Raw genomic sequence first — 18,223 nt, forward strand, 5'->3', positions numbered from 1 at the left:
AAGCGAGCCCCGCGGTCACGAGCGGAAAGCAGACCCGGCCAGTGGAAAACCCAAGGAGCAGGCATGAACAGCGCGACCGTCGACACCCCTGCCGGACCGCTCACGATTCTGGTCAGCCCGGCCGGGGCGGTCCGCGCCGCCGGCTTCACCGCGCACGTCGATGAGCTGACCGCTCTGGTGCATCCGGGCCTGCGCGGGCCCGTCCGGTCGCGGCCGGAGCTCGGCGCGGTCACCGACGCCGTACGGTCCTATCTGGACGGCGAGCTGGCGGCGATCGACGAGGTGCCGGTCGAGCAGCACTCGGGCGGGGAGTTCATGGGCCACGCGTGGCGGACGCTGCGTCGGGTGAAGGCCGGCGATCCCGTCACGTACACCGGTTTCGCGGCCCTGGCCGGCCGACCGCGCGCGGTGCGGGCCGCGGCCGCCGCATGTGCCCGCAACGCGGTCGCGCTCTTCGTCCCGTGCCACCGCGTGCTGCGCACCGACGGCACGCTCGGGGGCTACCGGTGGGGCCTGGACGTGAAGACGTGGCTTCTGGGTCATGAACGGCAGTCACCTCCCTGGAGCGCACCGCACTGATCATCACGGTCGGCTCCGCAGAGCGGAGATTTATTCACGTAACACTGATCGCTGTGGGCGCAACCGGTTTCCGCCCGGCCGCCCCCAACGGACGACGGTGCTCCGCCTTCGGCGGCCCGGCGCGCCACCCCGTCGGCCCGTCCCGGCTGCCGGACCGATGACCGCCCCGTCGCCGGGTCCGCCCGTCGCGCCGCGGTGAGCTACCGTCCGAACTGCCCACGCCCGGGCGGATTCCTCGGAAGGCGACCCATGTTGACTCATCGCCGCGCCACGATCGTCGCCGCCGTGCTGTCGCTCTCACTCGTCACGGCCGCGCCCGATCCCGCCGCCGAGGTCGGCCCGGCCGCTGCCGCCCCGGGCGTCCGTTCCGACACCCCGGCAGCCGCCGAGACCCCGACCCGCACCACGCCCGCTCGCACATGCGTGCGTGCCGTGGCCAGCGGGCGGGTCGCGGCCGGACGCGCCGCCCGGATGCCGCGGGCCGACGCGGCTGCCGGGGCGGTCGGAGCGCCGCCGGATGCGCGGGGCGCACCGCCGGATGCGCTTCCGGTCCCGCGGGATCTCGGCGCGCTGACGAAGCGGCTACGCGAGATCGTCGACGCCGCCGACAACCGCGCGGGCGTGGCCGTACGCGACCTCTCCGGCCGGTACGGCTTCCGGGATATCGCGGTGAACGGCAGCTTCCGACCGCCCGCGGCCAGCGTGATCAAGCTGTGGATCCTCGCCGAACTGCTCCGCCAGGTGGACTGTGGACGGCTGTCGCTGGAGAAGAAGGTGCTGGTGGAGCGGCGGGACGTCGTGGCCGGGGCCGGGGATCTGCGGGACGAGAAGCTCCCCCAACGCGTTCCGGTGCGCCGACTGGCGGAGCTCATGATCACCGTCAGCGACAACACCGCCACCAACGTCCTCATCGACACCCTGGGCGGAGTCGCGCCGGTCAACGCGCTGATCCGCGCGCTCGGCCAGCAGCAGACGCAGCTGGGCAGCAAGCTCTACGACCCGTCGCCCAGGGCACGGGGGAACTACACCAGCGCGGTCGACGTGGTCTCGCTGCTGGCAGCGGTCTGGGAGGGGCGGCTGCTCTCCCCCGCGTCCCGCGACTTCATGATCGATCTGATGCGCGGGCAGACAATCGATACGAAGATCCCCGCCGCGCTGCCGCCCGACGCGCCGGTCGCGCACAAGACGGGCGAGCTCGAGGACGCCGCGCACGACGTCGGGTACTACCTGATCCCCGGCAGCGAGGTGGCGGTCGCGTTCCTGACCGCCGGCCCGGAGGCCCCCGGCACCGAACTCGTCCGGGAACTGGCCCGCGCGGTCTACGACCACGTCGCGCCCGCGCCCACCGACGGCCTCGCCGAGGCGGACGCGCCCGACTGAAATATGCCGGGCCGGGGCGGCGACCCGTCCGTAGCATCGACGCATGACGGATACGGCGAGGACCACGCGCGCCGGACTCCCCGAGCGCCCGACGCTGGACGGGCTGGAGGAGACCTGGTCGCGCCGGTGGCAGGAGGAGGGCACGTACGCGTTCGACCGCTCGAAGAGCCGCTCGGACGTATACGCGATCGACACCCCGCCGCCGACCGTATCCGGCGAGCTGCACATGGGGCACGTCTTCTCGTACACCCACACCGACACCGTGGCGCGCTTCCAGCGGATGCGCGGCCGCACGGTCTTCTACCCGATGGGCTGGGACGACAACGGGCTGCCGACCGAGCGCCGGGTGCAGAACGTCTACGGGGTGCGCTGCGACCCGTCGCTGCCGTACGACCCGGCGTGGGCGCCGCCCGCAACGCCGATCAGCGCCGAGGCCCGCAACAACCCGACGTCGATCTCCCGCCGCAACTTCGTGGAACTCTGCGAGCGACTGACCGCCGACGACGAGCAGGCGTTCGAGGCGTTGTGGCGGCGGCTGGGGCTCTCCGTCGACTGGTCGCTGACGTACAGCACGATCGGGCGCGCAGCACGGGCCGCCTCGCAGCGGGCGTTCCTGCGCAACCTCGCGCGCGGCGAGGCGTACACGGCGGAGGCGCCGACACTGTGGGACGTCGGCTTCGGCACCGCGGTGGCGCAGGCGGAGCTGGAGGACCGGGAGCGGCCCGGCGCCTACCACACGCTGCGGTTCCGGGCCGCCGGCACCGCGCCCGGCAGTCACGGCCTGCCCGAGCCGGAGATCCTGATCGACACCACCCGGCCCGAGCTGCTGCCGGCCTGCGTGGCGCTGGTCTGCCACCCCGACGACGAGCGCTACGCGGACCTCGTGGGCGGCACCGCCCGCGCCCCGCTGTTCGGGGTCGAGGTGCCGATCCGCGCGCACCCGCTGGCGGACCCGGCCAAGGGCACCGGCATCGCGATGGTCTGCACGTTCGGGGACCTGACGGACGTGACCTGGTGGCGGGAGCTGCGGCTGGACACCCGGGTGGTGATCGGCCGCGATGGTCGCCTGCTGCCCGACCCGCCGTCCGGGGTGCCGGCCGAGCCGTACGCGGCGCTGGCCGGCCGGACCGTGGCCGCGGCGCGGCGGCAGATCGTCGCGCTGCTCGCCGAGTCGGGCGACCTGATCGGCGCGCCGCGCCCGATCAGCCACCCGGTGAAGTTCTACGAGCGCGGCGAGCTGCCGTTGGAGATCGTCTCGACGCGGCAGTGGTACCTGCGCAACGGCGGTCGCGACGCCGAACTGCGGGAGGCGCTGCTGGAACGGGGGCGGCAGCTTCACTGGGTGCCGGAACACATGCGGCACCGCTACGAGCACTGGGTGAAGGGCCTGACCGGTGACTGGCTGGTCAGCCGGCAGCGCTTCTTCGGCGTGCCGATCCCTGTCTGGTACCGGCTCGACGACGTTGGCGAGCCGGACCACTCCCAGCCTCTCACGCCCGACGAGTCGTTGCTACCGGTTGACCCGTCTTCGGAGTGTCCGCCCGGTTATGTCGAGTCCCAACGCGGCCGCCCCGGCGGCTTCGTCGCCGACCCCGACGTGATGGACACCTGGGCGACCTCGTCGCTCACCCCGCAGATCGTCGGCGGGTGGGAGAGCGACGCCGACCTGTTCGACCGGGTTTTCCCGATGGATCTGCGACCGCAGGGGCAGGAGATCATCCGTACCTGGTTGTTCGCGACCGTGGTGCGCGCGCACCTGGAGCACGGGGTGCTGCCCTGGCGGGACGCGGTGCTCTCCGGCTGGATCCTCGACCCCGATCGCAAGAAGATGTCGAAGTCCAAGGGGAACGTGGTCACCCCGATGGCGCTGCTGGAGCAGCACGGCTCGGACGCGGTGCGCTACTGGGCGGCCAGCGGGCGGCCCGGCACCGACCTGGCGTTCAACCCGGACCAGATCAGGATCGGGCGGCGGCTGGCGACGAAGCTGCTCAACGCGTCGAAGTTCGCGCTGGGGCTGGGCGCCGGCGACGCGCTGCGGGCCCCGGTCACCGCGCCACTGGACCGGTCGATGCTCGCCGGGCTCTGCCAGGTGGTCGCCACCGCCACGTCCGCGTTCGACGGGTACGACCACACCGCGGCGCTGCAGGCCGCCGAGACGTTCTTCTGGACGTTCTGCGACGACTACATCGAGCTGGTGAAGGATCGGGCGTACGGCGGCGGGCCCGGGGCGGAGTCGGCCCGGGCCGCGCTGGCCACCGCGCTGTCGGCGCAGTTACGGCTCTTCGCGCCGTTCCTGCCGTTCGTGACCGAGGAGGTGTGGTCGTGGTGGCGGTACGGCTCGGTGCACCGCGCGCCGTGGCCCACCACGTACGAGATCGAGCGGGCGGGCCGGGACGGCGACCCGACGCTGCTTCGGCTGGCGGGCGAGGCGCTGGCCCAGGTCCGCCGGGCGAAGTCGGAACGGAAGCTGTCGATGCGGACCGACGTGCCGCTGGCGGAGGCGCTCGGGCCGGCCGCGACGCTGGAACAGTTGGCCGTGGTCGACGACGACGTGCGCACGGCCGGCCGGATCGGCAAGCTCGACTACCTCCCGGACCGCACCCCCGAACTGGTCATCGCCTGTGCCTTCTGACGGGTGGGCCCCTGCGGTGTCGTCTTGGGCACAAGCAGGGGCCGACCCCACTGCGCCACCGGTGCGAAGTGATCACCCGTGTGGTGTGATGGCGCGGTGACCGATCGTGATCGCTACCGGGCGCTGACCGACGAGGTGGTCGAGCTCTACCTGCACGGGCGCCACCCGGAAGGAGTGGCGCTGGTGCGGGCCGCCATGCCGCAGCTCCCGGCCTGGCGCGCCGACCTGGCCCACCTGGCCGCCTGCCTGCTCGCCGTCTCCGGACGTCCCGACGAGGCGCTCGCGGAGCTGCGTACCGCGTTCGACGTCGGCGGCTGGTGGCACCGGCGCATCCTCGTCGACGACGAGGACCTGGCCAGCGTGCAGGAGCTGGACGGGTTCGCGGAGCTCGTCGAGGAGTCGCACGCCCGGGCCGTGCGCGCGAGCACGGAGCCGCGACCGCCGGTGCTGCGCCGGCCCGCCGGTCCCCCGATCGGCGTGCTGGTCGCGCTGCACGGAGCCGGTCAGGACGCGGACGACGCGATGCAGCAGTGGCAGGCCGCGGTGGACGCCGGGTACGTGCTCGTCGCCATCGAGTCGTCCCAGCGCCACACCCCGACGTACCGGTCCTGGCCCGACCCGGCGGTCGGCACCCGCGACATCACGGCGGCGTTCGCCACGCTCCCGTCCGACGTCCAACGCCTGCCCCTGGTGGTCGCCGGCTTCTCCGCGGGGGCGCGACAGGCGATGCGGTGGGCGCTCGCCGGATGGCCGGGCGAACCGGGGCGGTTCATCGCGGTCGGCCCGGCCATCGGCCCGGACCACGTTGACCACCGGATCGCCGCCGCCGCCGCGCAACGGGGGCTGACCGGCCACGTGCTGCTCGGCGCGACGGACGACGACGTCCGCGAGGAGGCGCTCGCCGCGGTCGACGAGTTGCGGTCGGCCGGGGTGGCACCGCAGCTGGAACTGGTGCCCGGACTCGGACACGCGTTCCCGATCGACTTCGACGACCGCCTGCGGTCGATGCTCGCCGCCGGCGTGCCGACGGTGGCCTGACCCGCAGGCGTCCCGGCGGTCACTCCCCGCCGAAATCACCGCCGCCGAAATCACCGCCGCCGAAGCCGAAGTCCCCGCCGCCGAAATCACCGCCGCCGAAGTCGGCGCCCTCGGCGAAGCCCTGGTCGTAGCCGGCCTCGAAGCCGAACGCATCGCCGAAGGCCGGCGAGAAGAGCGCGTCCGCGATCAGCAGCCCGCCGATAGCCCCGGCCGCGCCCGCCAGCGCCGGCTTCCACCACGGCTGCGAATACCACCCGGCCGGCACCGGGCGGCCCTGGTAGTACCCACCCGGGTAGTAGTGGGGCGTGCCCGCGCCCGGGTGGGGACCGGCGCGGAAGCTCTGCCCCTGCACGGTGACCTCGCGTTCCCGCGTCAGCTGTCCCACGCCGCGCGCCGCGGCCAGCGGCGGCAGCTCGGGACCGGGGTCGATGCCCAGCGCGGTCCGCGCCGCCCGCACGTACGCCAGCCCCTCCAGCGCGGTCTCCCGCGCCAGCTCGTACTGCCGCAGCGTGCGCGCCTGCTCCAGCTGGCTGCCCGCCGCGGTGTACCGCTCCCCCGCGTCGACCAGCGCCTGGCGGACCGCCGGGGCGTCGCCGTGCAGGTTCATCACCTGGCCGCCGAGCCGCTCGTACCACCGCTGCGCGTCGGCCCGGGCGTCGGCGAGGGCCCGCGCCTGCCGCGCCGCACCCGCCCGCCACCACAGCACACCACCGAGGAACAGCGCGACGAGCACGATCAGCAAGACAGGCTCCATGCGTACGACAGTAGCTCCGCCGCGAAACGGCGGCCGCTGCCCGGCGTGTGGGAACGGGCGCGCGTCGTACCCGTTTGGCATGCTTTCCGACGTGGATCTCTCAACGGTGGCCGTGGTCGTGGTGTGCCTCGGCGCGGGCGGCGCGCTGGGGTGGGTGGCGGCCCGTGCCCGCTCCGCGGCGCAGATCGCGCGCCTCGACGCGACACTGCAGGCGGCCCGCGAGGGTGAGGGGCGGCTCGAGCAGTCGCTGCGCGCGCTCTCCTACGAGGCGACCGCGCAGTCGCAGGAGGCGGTGGCGCGGGCGGTGGCGCCGCTGCACGAGACGCTGCGCCGGTACGAGGTCCGGGTGACCGAACTGGAGCGGGACCGGGTGGACGCCTACTCGGAGCTGCGCGAACAGGTGCGGTCGATGAGCGCGGTCTCCGGCGAGCTGCGCACGGAGACCAAGCAGCTGGTGGCGGCGCTGCGCGCGCCGCAGGTGCGCGGCCGGTGGGGCGAGCACCAGCTGCGGCGCATCGTGGAGGCCGCCGGGATGCTGGAGCACTGCGACTTCGCCGAGCAGGTGACGGCGAGCACCGACCACCAGGGCGTCCGGCCCGACCTGGTCGTGAGCCTCCACGGTGGACGCTCGGTGGTGGTCGACGCGAAGGCGCCGTTCGACGCGTACCTGACGGCGATGGAGGCGCGCGACGAGCGCTCCCGCGACACGCAGCTCGACGCGCACGCACGGGCGCTGCGCGGCCACGTCGACGCGCTGGCCGCCAAGTCCTACTGGTCGGCGTTCGCCCAGACCCCCGAGTTCGTAGTGCTCTTCGTGCCGGCGGACCCGTTCCTCGACGCCGCGCTGCAACGCGATCCGACGCTGCTGGAGCACGCCTTCACCCGCAACGTGGTGCTCGCGACGCCGGCCACCCTGGTCGCGCTGCTGCGCACGGTGGCGTACGCCTGGCGGCAGGAGGCGCTGGCGCACAACGCCGCGGCGGTGCACACCCTGGCCCGCGAGCTGTACGGCCGGCTGGCCACGCTCGGCGAGCACGTGAGCAAGCTCGGCGGCGCGCTCGGCGGGGCGGTGACCGCGTACAACCGGGCGGTGGGCTCACTGGAGGCGCGGGTGCTGGTCAGCGCGCGCAAGCTCGCCGATCTCGGCGTCTCCGCCGACGAGCTGCGGGCGCCCGCCCAGGTCGAGGTGGCGCCGCGACAGCCGCAGGCGCCCGAGCTGGTCGAGCAGCCGATGCTGGTCGCCCTCTCGGAGCCGTTCGGCGCGGGCGAGCTCGGCCCCGATCCGCAGCGCTGAGTAACCACTCAGGGACGCCCGCCGAGCGGGCGCCGCACCGGCGATCACGCAGCGCGACGAATCGGACACATCGCCCCACGGGTGATGCGAATACATCTATGTCACGGCCTCGTCACAACGCTTGTCCTGCTAGTGACAGCGATTGCCGGGGCGCGAAAGATGCGGTCCCAGTTGCCCTGCATTCAGGGGCGGAGTTCTCCGGAGGAAGAGAGAACGTGACTAGATCCCCCATCTGGCGCCGCCGGACCTCGGCGGCGCTGCTGGCGTCGGTCGTCGCGGCCGGCGCCGTGACGCTGTCGGGCACCCCCGCCAGCGCCGACCCGCCGGCGACCGAGGCCGACGTCCTCAAGGGCGCCCCCAGCGACCCGCTCGGCCCCCGCGACCTCGAACTGCTCGCCGAGGCCGAGGCCAAGGGCGAGCGCGGCGTCACGGTCCTCGTCGTGACCGAGAAGGGCGAGACGAAGGACGTCGCCGGTGAGCTCACGAAGCTCGGCGCGACCGTCGCCAACCAGGTCGACTCGGTCGGCTACATCCGGGCCCGCGTTCCCACCGCCGCCGTGCGCAAGGCCGCACAACTCCCCGGCGTCGCCGCGCTGGACCTCAACGAGGCGATCCCGCTGCCCGACCCGATGCCCCAGGCGCGGCCCGGCGTGCGCGCCGCCACGCAGCAGACGCTGCCCGGACCGGGCGCGGACACCCCGGCCGCCAACCCGTACATGCCGACCAACGAGACCGGCGCGGTCTCGTTCGTGAAGAGCCACCCGAACTGGGACGGCCGCGGCGTGACGATCGGCATCATGGACTCCGGTGTGGACCTCGACCACCCGGCGCTGCAGAAGACCACGACCGGCGAGCGCAAGATCGTCGACTGGGTCACCGCCACCGACCCGCTGGAGGACGCGTCCTGGCGCGCCATGGCGACCGAGGTCACCGGCCCGTCGTTCAGCTACGCCGGCGCGACCTGGACCGCCCCGGCCGGCACCTGGCGGATCAACCGCTTCTCCGAGTCGATCACCGCGGCGAGCGCCCCGGCCGGCGACGTCAACCGCGACGGGGACCGCACCGACACCTGGGGTGTCCTCTACAACCCCGCCAACGGTGACGTCCGGGTCGACGTGAACCAGAACAACGACTTCACCGACGACGAGGTGATGCGCCCCTACCGGGAGAAGTTCCAGGTCGGGCACTTCGGCACCGACAACCCGGACACCCCGGTGCGCGACCAGATGCCGTTCGTCGTGGAGCACCGGAAGAACGTCGACGTCGCGCCGGACGACAACAAGCCGGGGCCGTACTACGACTTCGTCAACATCGGCATCCTGGAGAGCGCGCACGGCACCCACGTCGCCGGCATCACCGCCGCCAACGACATGCTGGGCAACGGCGCCTTCGACGGCGCGGCGCCGGGCGCCAAGCTCGTCTCCGCCCGCGCCTGCTCCTGGGGCGGCGGCTGCACCTACGCGGCCCTCACCGACGGCATGGTCGACCTGGTCGTCAACCGCAAGGTGGACGTCATCAACGTCTCGATCGGCGGCCTGCCGGCGCTCAACGACGGCAACAACGACCGCGCGGTTCTCTACCAGCGGCTGATCAACGACCACGGCGTCCAGCTGTTCATCTCGGCCGGCAACTCCGGTCCGGGCATCAACAGCGTCGGCGACCCGTCGGTCGCCGCCGACGTGGTCAGCGTCGCGGCCAGCATCAGCAAGGACACGTGGCTCGCCAACTACGGCTCGGTCGTCAAGGCCAAGAACGCGCTGTTCAACTTCTCGTCGCGCGGCCCCCGCGAGGACGGCGGCTTCAAGCCGAACATCACCGCTCCGGGCTCGGCCATCTCCACCGCCCCGTTGTGGCAGCCGGGCGCTCCGGCCGCGGAGGCCGGGTACGGGCTGCCGCCGGGCTACCAGATGCTCAACGGCACCTCGATGGCGTCCCCGCAGGCCACCGGCGCCGCCGCGCTGCTGCTGTCGGCCGCCAAGGCGACGGACAAGGGGGTCACCCCCGCCGCGCTGCGCCGGGCGATCTACAACTCGGCGTCCTGGATCGACGGCGTTCCGGCCCACGGTCAGGGCTACGGCATGTTCAACGTGAACGGCGCGTGGAAGCTGCTCAAGGGCGGCGTCGAGACCCGCAGCTACACCGTGGACGCGCCGGTCTGCACCCCGATCTCGCAGTACCTGGCCACCCCGCACCGCGGCACCGGCGTCTACAACCGGTGCGCCGCGGACGCCGGCGGCCACAAGGTCGGCGAGACCAAGTCGTACGTGGTGAAGGTGACCCGGACCAGCGGCCCGAACCGCCCGGTCGTGCACACGGTCAGCTGGGTCGGCAACGACGGCACGTTCAGGACGCCGGGCGCGGTGTCGCTGCCGCTCAACAAGACCGTCGAGATCACCGTTACGGCGAAGCCGCGCGCGGGCGTGCACAGCGCCATCATGCGGATCGACGACCGGTCGACGTCCACCGTCGACTTCGAGGTGCTCAACACGGTCGTGGCGGCCGAGTCGCTGGCGAAGCCGGCGTACTCCTTCGCCACCGAGGGCACCGTGCAGCGCAACGGCTTCACGTCGTACTTCGTGACCGTGCCGCAGGGCGCGTCGGCACTGCAGGTCAACCTCTCCGGCACCGCCACCGGGTCGCAGACGCGGTTCATCGCGTACAACCCCTACGGCCTGCCGGTGGAGAGCACCTCGAGCCTCGCCTGCTTCACCAACTTCTCCGACGCCAACGTCTGCAAGCCGCAGGAGCGGGACTACCAGAACCCGCTGCCCGGCGTGTGGGAGATCCAGGTGGAGTCGCGGCGTACCTCGCCGGCGCTGGACAACCCGTTCCAGCTGCAGGCGCGGGTGCAGGGCGTGACCGTGGAGCCCGCGACGATCGAGCTGCCCGCCGTCACCGCCGGTCAGGCGAGCCCGGTCAGCTGGGGCGTCACGAACACCTTCGGCCCCGTCAAGGTCACGGGTCGGGGCGGCCCGCTCGGCAGCTCGCTGACCAGCCGGCCCAACATCGACAACAAGGCCACCCAGACGTACCAGGTGACGGTCCCCGATGGGGCCACCCGGCTGGACGTCGCGATCGGCAACCCGAGTGACCTCGGCGCCGACCTCGACCTCTACGTGTACCTGGGCGGCCGGGAGGTCGGCCGCGCCGCGGACGGCGACTCCGAGGAAGCGGTGTCGCTGACCAATCCGGCTCCGGGCGTCTACCAGGTGGAGGTCATCGCGTACGAGGTGCCGGCCGGCGCCACCCAGTACGACTACCGCGACGCCTTCTTCTCGGCCGCGCTCGGCGCGGTGGAGGTGTCGGGCACGACGGCGACGCTGGGCAACGGCAGCACGGCCACGATCAGCGGGACCGTGACGGCGGCGTCGGTGCCGCCCGCGGGCCGCAAGCTCTTCGGTGAGATGACGGTCGTCACCGAGGAGGGCGCGGTCGTGGGTCGCGGCGGCGTCTTGATCGGCGCGGTCAACTGACGCGGCGTACCTGAACGGCACAGCGCCCGCCCCCGATCCCGGGGGCGGGCGCTGTGTTCGTACGGCTGTCAGGCGGTCTTCGCGCTCTCCACCATGAACGGGGTCCCCTGCTGGCAGGTCGTCATCACGTCGGGCTGCACCCGACCGGTCACCGTCACCCGGGCGCCGTCGCGCAGCACGTCGGTCGGACCGCCGACGAGCAGGTAGCCGTCGAGCAGGAGACAACCGGGCTCGACGCCGGGCGTGATCGTGCCGGTCAGCGTCGTGGTCGCACCGGAGGGGCTGCCCTTCGTCGGGGGTGCGGCGTCGCTGGGCGTCGGCTGGCTCGGCGAGGTCGTCACCGTGGCTCCTCCGGGCTCGGTCGCAGGGTCGGAGGTGCCCGTGCCGGCCTGGCCACACGCGGTCAGCGCGAGGCACGCCAGCAACACGGGCACGGCGATGCGGATGTTTCTCATGGCCGGTATGACGCGAGAACCACGAGGTGCGTTCCCCCGCCGGTCGCGCTCGTGGAAGTCCGCCATGCCGCGGCCGTCAGGCGTCGGCGACGGTCGCGGCCAGCGCGGCGGCCGACTTGGCGCGCTCCGCGGCGGCCGCCTTCATGTCGCGCTTGAGCTCCTGCGGCAGCGAGAAGGTCAGCCGCTCGTCCGCGGTGGTCACCTCCGCGACGTCCGTGAACCCGCGGGCCGCGAGGTGGTCCAGCACCTGCATGACCAGCTCGTCCGGGACGCTCGCGCCGGACGTCACGCCGACCGTCGTCGCCCCGGCCAGCCACGCGTCGTCGATCTCGTGCGCGTAGTCGACCAGGTGACCGGCGCGGGCCCCGGCGTCCAGCGCGACCTCGACGAGGCGCACGGAGTTCGACGAGTTACGCGAGCCGACGACGATGACCACGTCGCACTCCGCGGCGATCTCCTTCACGACGTGCTGCCGGTTCTGCGTCGCGTAGCAGATGTCGTCGCTCGGCGGCGACTGCAGCAGCGGCAGGCGCTGCTTGAGCCGCGCGACGGTCTCCATGGTCTCGTCGACCGAGAGCGTCGTCTGGGAGAGCCACACCACCTTGGCGGGGTCGCGCACCGTCACCTTGTCGGCGCCCTCGGGTCCGTCGACCAGCTGGATGTGCGCGGGCGCCTCACCGGCGGTGCCGATGACCTCTTCGTGCCCCTCGTGGCCGATCAGCAGGATGTCGTAGTCCTCGGCGGCGAACCGGCGCGCCTCGTGGTGCACCTTCGTCACCAGCGGGCAGGTCGCGTCGATCGCCTTCAGCGAGCGCTCCCGCGCCTGCTCGTAGACCTCGGGTGCGACGCCGTGCGCCGAGAAGATCACGATCGAGCCCTCGGGCACCTCTTCGTTCTCCTCCACGAAGATCGCGCCCTGCCGCTCGAGCGTCGAGACCACGTGCTTGTTGTGCACGATCTGCTTCCGCACGTAGATCGGCGCGCCGTAGAGCTTCAGCGCCTCCTCCACCGTCTGCACGGCGCGGTCAACGCCGGCACAGTAGCCGCGGGGCTTGGCCAGCAGCACGCGCTTGCGGGTCTCGGAAGTCGCCTGAGCCTCGGTCACCCGGCCATCGTACGTGCCCCGCGGACCCACCCCCACCACCCGCGCCCCCCACCACACCCCCACCGCGCCGGGTTGATCAAGGGGCCGACAGCGCCCTGGCCGCCCGTTCCCGCTGCCGGCCCCTTGATCAACCCGGGAAACGCGCGGGGCGCGGGGTGCGGTGGCGGGTGCGGGGGGCTGGCGGGCGGTCGCCGTAGGCTGGCCGGGTGACGCAACCGGAGGCAGCCCGCAGCACGTCGGAGGAGCCGTGGCCGGTCCGCGTGGTCAGCCAGAAGCTGAGCGCGTGGATCGCCAAGCTGGGCTGGGTCTGGATCGACGGCCAGGTGGCCCAGATCAGTCGCCGCCCCGGCGCGGCCACCGTGTTTCTCACCCTTCGCGACCCCTCGGCCGACCTGAGCCTGACCGTGACCACGAATCGGGACGTGCTCGACGCCGGCGCCCCGGAACTCGCCGAGGGCGCGCGGGTGGTGCTGCACGCCAAGCCCGAGTTCTACGCGGCGCGGGGCACGCTGAGCCTGCGCGCCGACGAGATCCGGCAGGTGGGGCTCGGCGAGCTGCTGGCGCGACTGGAGAAGCTGAAGAAGCTGCTCGCCGCCGAGGGGCTCTTCGACCGGGCCCGCAAGCGGCGTCCCCCGTTCCTGCCCACCCGGATCGGTCTGATCACGGGGCGGGCGTCGGCGGCCGAGCGTGACGTGCTGACCAACGCCCGCCGGCGCTGGCCGGCCGTGGAGTTCCGGGTCATCAACGTCGCGGTGCAGGGGCCGGGCGCGGTGCCGCAGATCGTCGACGCGCTCAAGGTGCTCGACAACGACGAGACCGTCGATGTGATCATCCTGGCCCGGGGCGGCGGCAGCGTGGAGGACCTGCTGCCCTTCTCCGACGAGGCGCTGTGCCGGGCGGTCTTCGGCTGCCGTACGCCGGTGGTCAGCGCGATCGGCCACGAGACCGACGCGCCGCTCGTCGACTACGTGGCCGACGTACGCGCCTCCACGCCGACCGACGCGGCCAAGCGGATCGTGCCCGACCTGGCCGAGGAGGTGCGGCTGATCCGGCTGGCCCGGCAGCGGCTCGACCGCGCGGTCACCGGCCTGCTCGACCGGGAGGAGCACCGGATCGAGGCGCTGCGGTCCCGGCCGGTGCTCGCGCGCCCGCACGTCATGCTCGATCAGCGCGCCACGGACGTGGCGGCGCTGCGCGACCGCGCCGCCCGCTGCCTGCGGCACCAACTCGGCGCGGCCAACGAGGAGCTGCGGCACACGCTGGCCCGGCTGCGCGCGCTGTCGCCGGCCGCGACCCTGCAACGGGGGTACGCGATCGTGCAACGCGCGGACGGGCACGTGCTGCGCGCCCCCGCCGAGGTGGCCGCCGGCGATCCGCTGCGGGTCCGCCTCGCCGACGGCGAGTTGGCCGCGACGGTGGACGGCTAGGAACTGTGCTGCAATTGCCCGACCGGCTACGAAGGAGAACCAGGTGACCGCCCCCGACGAGAAGCTCAGCTACGAGCAGGCCCGCGCCGAGCTGGCCTCGGTGGTGGAGCGGCTGGAGGCGGGCGGCAGCTCGCTGGAGGAATCGCTCGCGCTCTGGGAGCGCGGCGAACGGCTCGCCGACATCTGCCAGCGCTGGCTGGACGGGGCGCGGGAGCGGCTCGACGCGGTCCGCCAGTCGCGCGAGACCGCGTCCTAAGACGCGGACGGGGGCGGCCTGGCCGCCCCTGTCGATGCCGGCGCCGGGACTCCCGATGCCCGGCTACCCGCGGGCTAGGTCACGGTGGCGGCCAGGGTGGTCAGCTCGGTCTCGGGGGCGTCACCGACGATCACCAGCGTCCGTGCGGGTTCGAGCAGCACCAACGCCCGCTCCCCGGGGCGCGCCGCGTACCACAGCCAGTTCCGCCCGCCCAGCTCGATCGGCCCCTCCGGCCGCGCGGAGTCCGACAGCTCCGCGGGCAGCAACTTCTCGACCGGCACGGTGCTCTGCACGAGCTGCACCCCCGCGCCCTTCGGGGTCACGTACCCGATCCGCAGCGTCCGTCCGCCCTCGACCTGTCGGAAGCTCGCGGCGATAGAGCGCCAGTCCTCGCCCAGACCGCGCGGCTCGCTCACCGGGAACGCGTTCGCGGAGCGGGCCTGGGCCACCGCCGGCGCGGGGTCGACCACCACCGGCTGGTCTCCGTTCAGGAGGAACCGGTGGGCGGCGAACAGCACCGCGATCGGCAACAGGATCACGAGCAGCGAGATCGCCATGTCCTTCGGCGACCGCCCGGACCGTTCCGGGGCGGCCGGCGCGGACGTGCCGGGGCCGACGGGAGCGCCGGGATCGACGGAGGACCGAACGGCAGGCTTGGCGGGGTTCACCCCGCCATTTTCGCAGGCCGACTCCGTGCCGTTTTGTGGACCGCCCTCGACCCGAACGGGCTACCCGACGACTGTCATGTCAGGATTCCTCCCATAGCTGCCGGCGGCGGACCCCGCCGTCGCAGACCGCCCCGCACCGTCGCGAGGAGGCCCCGCCATGACCGCACCGACGACCCGTACGCCGCAGAACCTCGACCGTAACCTCGCCCTCGACCTGGTCCGGGTGACCGAGGCCGCCGCCATGGCCGCCGGCCGCTGGGTCGGCCGCGGCGACAAGGAGGGCGGCGACGGCGCCGCCGTCGACGCCATGCGGAAACTGATCAACTCGATCCAGATGCGGGGCGTCGTCGTGATCGGCGAGGGCGAGAAGGACAACGCGCCCATGCTGTTCAACGGCGAGCAGGTCGGCGACGGGACCGGCCCCGAGGTCGACGTGGCCGTGGACCCGATCGACGGCACCACGCTGATGAGCAAGGGCATGCCGAACGCGCTGGCCGTGCTCGCCGTCGCCGAGCGGGGCGCGATGTTCGACCCCAGCGCGGTCTTCTACATGGAGAAGCTGGCGGTCGGGCCGGACTGCGCCGACGTCATCGACATCAACGCGGGCGTCAAGGAGAACCTGCGGCGCATCGCGAAGGTGAAGAACTCCGGCATCTCCGACGTCACGGTCTGCATCCTGGACCGGCCGCGGCACGAGTCCCTGGTCCGCGAGGTACGGGCGGCGGGCGCGGGCATCCGCTTCATCTCCGACGGTGACATCGCCGGCGCGATCTCCGCCGCGCGGATGGAGTCGGACGTCGACGTGCTGATGGGCATCGGCGGCACCCCCGAGGGGATCACCGCGGCCTGCGCGCTCAAGTGCATGGGCGGGGCGATGCAGGCGAAGCTCTGGCCGCGCGACGACGCCGAGCGGGAGAAGGCGCTGGCCGGCGGGCACGACCTGGACCGGGTGCTCACCACCGACGACCTGGTCAAGGGCGACAACTGCTTCTTCGTCGCGACCGGCATCACCTCCGGCGACCTGCTGCGCGGCGTCCGCTACCGCTCGGGCGGCGCCTACACCCAGTCGATCGTGATGCGCTCCAAGAGCGGCACGATCCGCGTGATCGACTCGTACCACCGTCTGGAGAAGCTGGCCCGCTACTCGGCGGTGGACTTCGACGGCCGTCCCCTGGCCACCGAGGAATGACGGCGGGCGACGTCCGGACGTCCGGGCCGCGGACCGCCGCTTCGCGGCGGACGGTGGGGGTCGCGCTCGCCCTGCTCTCCGGGGTGGGCGTGGCCGTGCAGTCGCGCATCAACGGCGAGCTCGGGGTACGCCTCGGCGACGGGGTCGCCGCCGCGACCGTGTCGTTCGGCGTCGGCCTGCTGGTACTGCTCGTCCTGGTCCCGGCGACTCCGACGGGTCGCCGGGGACTGCGCGCGGTGCGCGACGCGCTGCGGGACCGGTCGCTGCGGCCGTGGCAGTGCCTCGGCGGGTTGTGCGGGGCGTTCCTCGTCGCAACCCAGGGGCTGACCGTGCACGCGCTGGGGGTCGCGGTCTTCACGGTCGCGGTGGTCGCCGGGCAGTCGGCCAGCAGCCTCGCGGTGGACCGGGCCGGCATCGGCCCGACCGGGCGGCAGCCGGTCACCGGGCCCCGGCTGGCGGGCGCGGTGCTGACCGTGCTGGCCGTGCTCCTGGCGGTCGGCGAACGCCTGGGTAACCCGGCGACGCTGGCGCTGGCGGTGCTGCCCGCGCTCGCCGGCGTCGGGATCGCGTGGCAGCAGGCGGTCAACGGGCGGGTCCGGGTCGCGGCCCGGAGCACCCTGGCGGCCACACTGATCAATTTCGCGGTCGGCACCGGCGGGCTGCTGACCGCGTACGCCGTGGACGTGGCCGCGCGAGGCTGGCCGACCGGTTCGTGGCCGCGTGAGCCGTGGCTCTACCTGGGCGGTCCGATCGGCATCGTGTTCATCGCGATCGCCGCCGCTGTGGTCCCGCTGACCGGCGTGCTGCTGCTCGGTCTGGCCACGATCGCCGGTCAGATCGTGGGGGCGGTGGGACTGGACCTGATCGCGCCGCCGGCGGCGGGACGGCCGGGCCCGACCACGCTGGTCGGCGCCGCGCTGGCGCTGCTGGCGGTGACCATCGCCGCGGCCCGCACCGGCCGCCCGAAGATCCGCGCCTGACCGTCGTCGGCGCGGGGTCAGCCCGCGTCGGAGGAGTGCCCGGGAAAGAGGTGCGCGGCGGGGTCGATGACGACGGCCGCGTTGTTGACCGCGGTCGCCGCCTCGCCGAAGCCGGTCGCGATGAGCCGTACCTTGCCGGGATATTCGGTGATGTCGCCCGCCGCGAAGATGCGCGGCCGGTTGGTGGCCATCGCGCTGTCGACCCTGATGTGCCGACGGTCGAGCTCCAGTCCCCACTCGGCGAGCGGGCCCAGGTCGGCGGTGAAGCCGAGCGCGGCGACGACCGTGTCCGCGCGCACCGTCTCCGTGCCGCCGCCCCTGACGGTGATGTCGGCCCCGGCCACCCGGCCGTCGCCGTGGATCGTGGTCACCTCGGCGTTGACCACGAGGCGCACGGGCAGCTCGCGGACCCGGGCCACGGTCGAGGCGTGCGCCCGGAACTTCTCGCGGCGGTGCACGAGCGTGACGGAACGGGCCAGCGGCTGCAGGGCCAGGGCCCAGTCGAAGGCGGAGTCGCCGCCGCCGACGATCAGCACGTCCTGCCCGGCGAGGTCGGCCAGGCGGGGCACGAAGAAGACGATCCCCTCACCGGCGAACGCCGCGGCCGCCGGCAGCGGCCGCGGGGTGAAGCTGCCGAGCCCGCCGGTGACGATGATGGCGCCGCAGTGCACGTCCTCGCCGTCGGCGAGGCCGAGCAGGGGCCTGCCGTCCACGTAGGAGAGCTTCTCGGCCCGGGCCCCGAGCAGGTACCGCGGCCCGAACGGGGCGGCCTGGGCGACCAGATTGGCCACCAGGTCGCGCCCCTTGATCGAGGGGAACCCCGCGACGTCGTAGATGACCTTCTCGGGGTACATGGCGGTGATCTGGCCGCCCGGCTCGGGCAGCGCGTCGATAACGGTGACCGACAGGCCGCGGAATCCGGCGTAGTAGGCCGCGAACAGGCCGGCCGGGCCGGCGCCCACTATCGCGACATCGACCTCGCGCATCTGCTCA

General features: G+C 73.3%; 15 protein-coding genes. 10 read left to right on the forward strand and 5 right to left on the reverse strand.

What is annotated here, in order from left to right; all coding sequences use genetic code 11:
• Nucleotides 1-63 precede the first annotated feature (63 nt).
• The 4 genes from BLW47_RS01575 to BLW47_RS01590 all read left to right on the forward strand — a co-directional run bounded on the left by BLW47_RS01575 (nucleotide 64) and on the right by BLW47_RS01590 (nucleotide 5,629).
• The gene (locus BLW47_RS01575) at nucleotides 64-579 is read left to right on the forward strand and encodes a methylated-DNA--[protein]-cysteine S-methyltransferase (protein WP_091550450.1); all 516 of its coding nucleotides are present in this window, start codon (nucleotides 64-66) and stop codon (nucleotides 577-579) included.
• Nucleotides 580-828: 249 nt separating this feature from the next.
• Complete coding sequence (locus tag BLW47_RS01580) at nucleotides 829-1,959, forward strand: serine hydrolase (protein WP_091550452.1); 1,131 nt, start codon at nucleotides 829-831, stop codon at nucleotides 1,957-1,959.
• Nucleotides 1,960-2,002: 43 nt separating this feature from the next.
• A complete protein-coding gene (gene valS / locus BLW47_RS01585) occupies nucleotides 2,003-4,591 on the forward strand; it encodes a valine--tRNA ligase (protein ID WP_091550455.1) in 2,589 nt (862 codons plus the stop codon).
• Between the two features lie 96 nt (nucleotides 4,592-4,687).
• Nucleotides 4,688-5,629 (forward strand): alpha/beta hydrolase, encoded by a 942-nt coding sequence (locus tag BLW47_RS01590; protein ID WP_091550457.1) that lies wholly within the window; start codon nucleotides 4,688-4,690, stop codon nucleotides 5,627-5,629.
• Between the two features lie 19 nt (nucleotides 5,630-5,648).
• On the opposite strand, the gene BLW47_RS01595 is transcribed toward BLW47_RS01590, so the two are convergent.
• Entirely contained in the window at nucleotides 5,649-6,383 is a 735-nt protein-coding gene (locus BLW47_RS01595) for a hypothetical protein (RefSeq protein WP_091550460.1), read from the reverse strand.
• A 79-nt stretch (nucleotides 6,384-6,462) separates the two neighbouring features.
• On the opposite strand from BLW47_RS01595, the gene BLW47_RS01600 reads away from it, so the two are divergent.
• Nucleotides 6,463-7,677, forward strand: coding sequence for a DNA recombination protein RmuC (locus BLW47_RS01600; RefSeq protein WP_091550462.1), 1,215 nt, complete (start codon nucleotides 6,463-6,465; stop codon nucleotides 7,675-7,677).
• Between the two features lie 215 nt (nucleotides 7,678-7,892).
• Nucleotides 7,893-11,150 carry a S8 family serine peptidase gene (locus BLW47_RS01605; RefSeq protein ID WP_245736268.1) on the forward strand — a complete coding sequence of 1,086 codons (3,258 nt, stop codon included), beginning with the start codon at nucleotides 7,893-7,895 and terminating at the stop codon, nucleotides 11,148-11,150.
• A gap of 68 nt (nucleotides 11,151-11,218) precedes the next feature.
• On the opposite strand, the gene BLW47_RS01610 is transcribed toward BLW47_RS01605, so the two are convergent.
• Both BLW47_RS01610 and BLW47_RS01615 read right to left on the reverse strand, forming a co-directional pair.
• Entirely contained in the window at nucleotides 11,219-11,605 is a 387-nt protein-coding gene (locus tag BLW47_RS01610) for a hypothetical protein (RefSeq protein ID WP_091550466.1), read from the reverse strand.
• Nucleotides 11,606-11,681: 76 nt separating this feature from the next.
• Nucleotides 11,682-12,710 carry a 4-hydroxy-3-methylbut-2-enyl diphosphate reductase gene (locus BLW47_RS01615; protein ID WP_091552347.1) on the reverse strand — a complete coding sequence of 343 codons (1,029 nt, stop codon included), beginning with the start codon at nucleotides 12,708-12,710 and terminating at the stop codon, nucleotides 11,682-11,684.
• A 206-nt stretch (nucleotides 12,711-12,916) separates the two neighbouring features.
• Here BLW47_RS01615 and xseA point away from each other — a divergent pair, with 206 nt between their 5' ends.
• Entirely contained in the window at nucleotides 12,917-14,137 is a 1,221-nt protein-coding gene (xseA, locus tag BLW47_RS01620) for an exodeoxyribonuclease VII large subunit (RefSeq protein ID WP_091550468.1), read from the forward strand.
• Between the two features lie 43 nt (nucleotides 14,138-14,180).
• Complete coding sequence (locus BLW47_RS01625; RefSeq protein ID WP_091550471.1) at nucleotides 14,181-14,393, forward strand: exodeoxyribonuclease VII small subunit; 213 nt, start codon at nucleotides 14,181-14,183, stop codon at nucleotides 14,391-14,393.
• Nucleotides 14,394-14,467: 74 nt separating this feature from the next.
• On the opposite strand, the gene BLW47_RS01630 is transcribed toward BLW47_RS01625, so the two are convergent.
• Entirely contained in the window at nucleotides 14,468-15,061 is a 594-nt protein-coding gene (locus BLW47_RS01630; protein ID WP_091550474.1) for a DUF4245 domain-containing protein, read from the reverse strand.
• A gap of 157 nt (nucleotides 15,062-15,218) precedes the next feature.
• Between BLW47_RS01630 and glpX the strand changes: the two genes are divergently transcribed.
• Together glpX and BLW47_RS01640 are read left to right on the forward strand one after the other, a co-directional pair.
• A complete protein-coding gene (gene glpX, locus BLW47_RS01635) occupies nucleotides 15,219-16,250 on the forward strand; it encodes a class II fructose-bisphosphatase (protein WP_091550477.1) in 1,032 nt (343 codons plus the stop codon).
• Nucleotides 16,247-17,230 (forward strand): DMT family transporter, encoded by a 984-nt coding sequence (locus BLW47_RS01640; RefSeq protein WP_091550480.1) that lies wholly within the window; start codon nucleotides 16,247-16,249, stop codon nucleotides 17,228-17,230. The genes glpX and BLW47_RS01640 overlap by 4 nt, the downstream gene beginning before the upstream one ends.
• 17 nt (nucleotides 17,231-17,247) lie before the next feature.
• Here the strand turns inward: BLW47_RS01640 and BLW47_RS01645 are convergent, their stop codons facing one another.
• Entirely contained in the window at nucleotides 17,248-18,216 is a 969-nt protein-coding gene (locus BLW47_RS01645; RefSeq protein WP_091550483.1) for an NAD(P)/FAD-dependent oxidoreductase, read from the reverse strand.
• Between the last annotated feature and the right edge of the window lie 7 nt (nucleotides 18,217-18,223).

The sequence above is a fragment of the Micromonospora pattaloongensis genome, assembly GCF_900107255.1.
Lineage (GTDB): Bacteria > Actinomycetota > Actinomycetes > Mycobacteriales > Micromonosporaceae > Micromonospora_I > Micromonospora_I pattaloongensis.

What these genes read in the sequence shown, in the direction of transcription:
- BLW47_RS01645 (WP_091550483.1), bottom strand. Translation starts at nt 18,216, where the DNA reads ATGCGCGAGGTCGATGTCGCGATAGTGGGCGCCGGCCCGGCCGGCCTG.
- BLW47_RS01580 (WP_091550452.1), top strand. Translation starts at nt 829, where the DNA reads ATGTTGACTCATCGCCGCGCCACGATCGTCGCCGCCGTGCTGTCGCTC.
- glpX (WP_091550477.1), top strand. Translation starts at nt 15,219, where the DNA reads ATGACCGCACCGACGACCCGTACGCCGCAGAACCTCGACCGTAACCTC.
- valS (WP_091550455.1), top strand. Translation starts at nt 2,003, where the DNA reads ATGACGGATACGGCGAGGACCACGCGCGCCGGACTCCCCGAGCGCCCG.
- BLW47_RS01600 (WP_091550462.1), top strand. Translation starts at nt 6,463, where the DNA reads ATGCTTTCCGACGTGGATCTCTCAACGGTGGCCGTGGTCGTGGTGTGC.
- BLW47_RS01610 (WP_091550466.1), bottom strand. Translation starts at nt 11,605, where the DNA reads ATGAGAAACATCCGCATCGCCGTGCCCGTGTTGCTGGCGTGCCTCGCG.
- BLW47_RS01640 (WP_091550480.1), top strand. Translation starts at nt 16,247, where the DNA reads ATGACGGCGGGCGACGTCCGGACGTCCGGGCCGCGGACCGCCGCTTCG.
- BLW47_RS01575 (WP_091550450.1), top strand. Translation starts at nt 64, where the DNA reads ATGAACAGCGCGACCGTCGACACCCCTGCCGGACCGCTCACGATTCTG.
- BLW47_RS01595 (WP_091550460.1), bottom strand. Translation starts at nt 6,383, where the DNA reads ATGGAGCCTGTCTTGCTGATCGTGCTCGTCGCGCTGTTCCTCGGTGGT.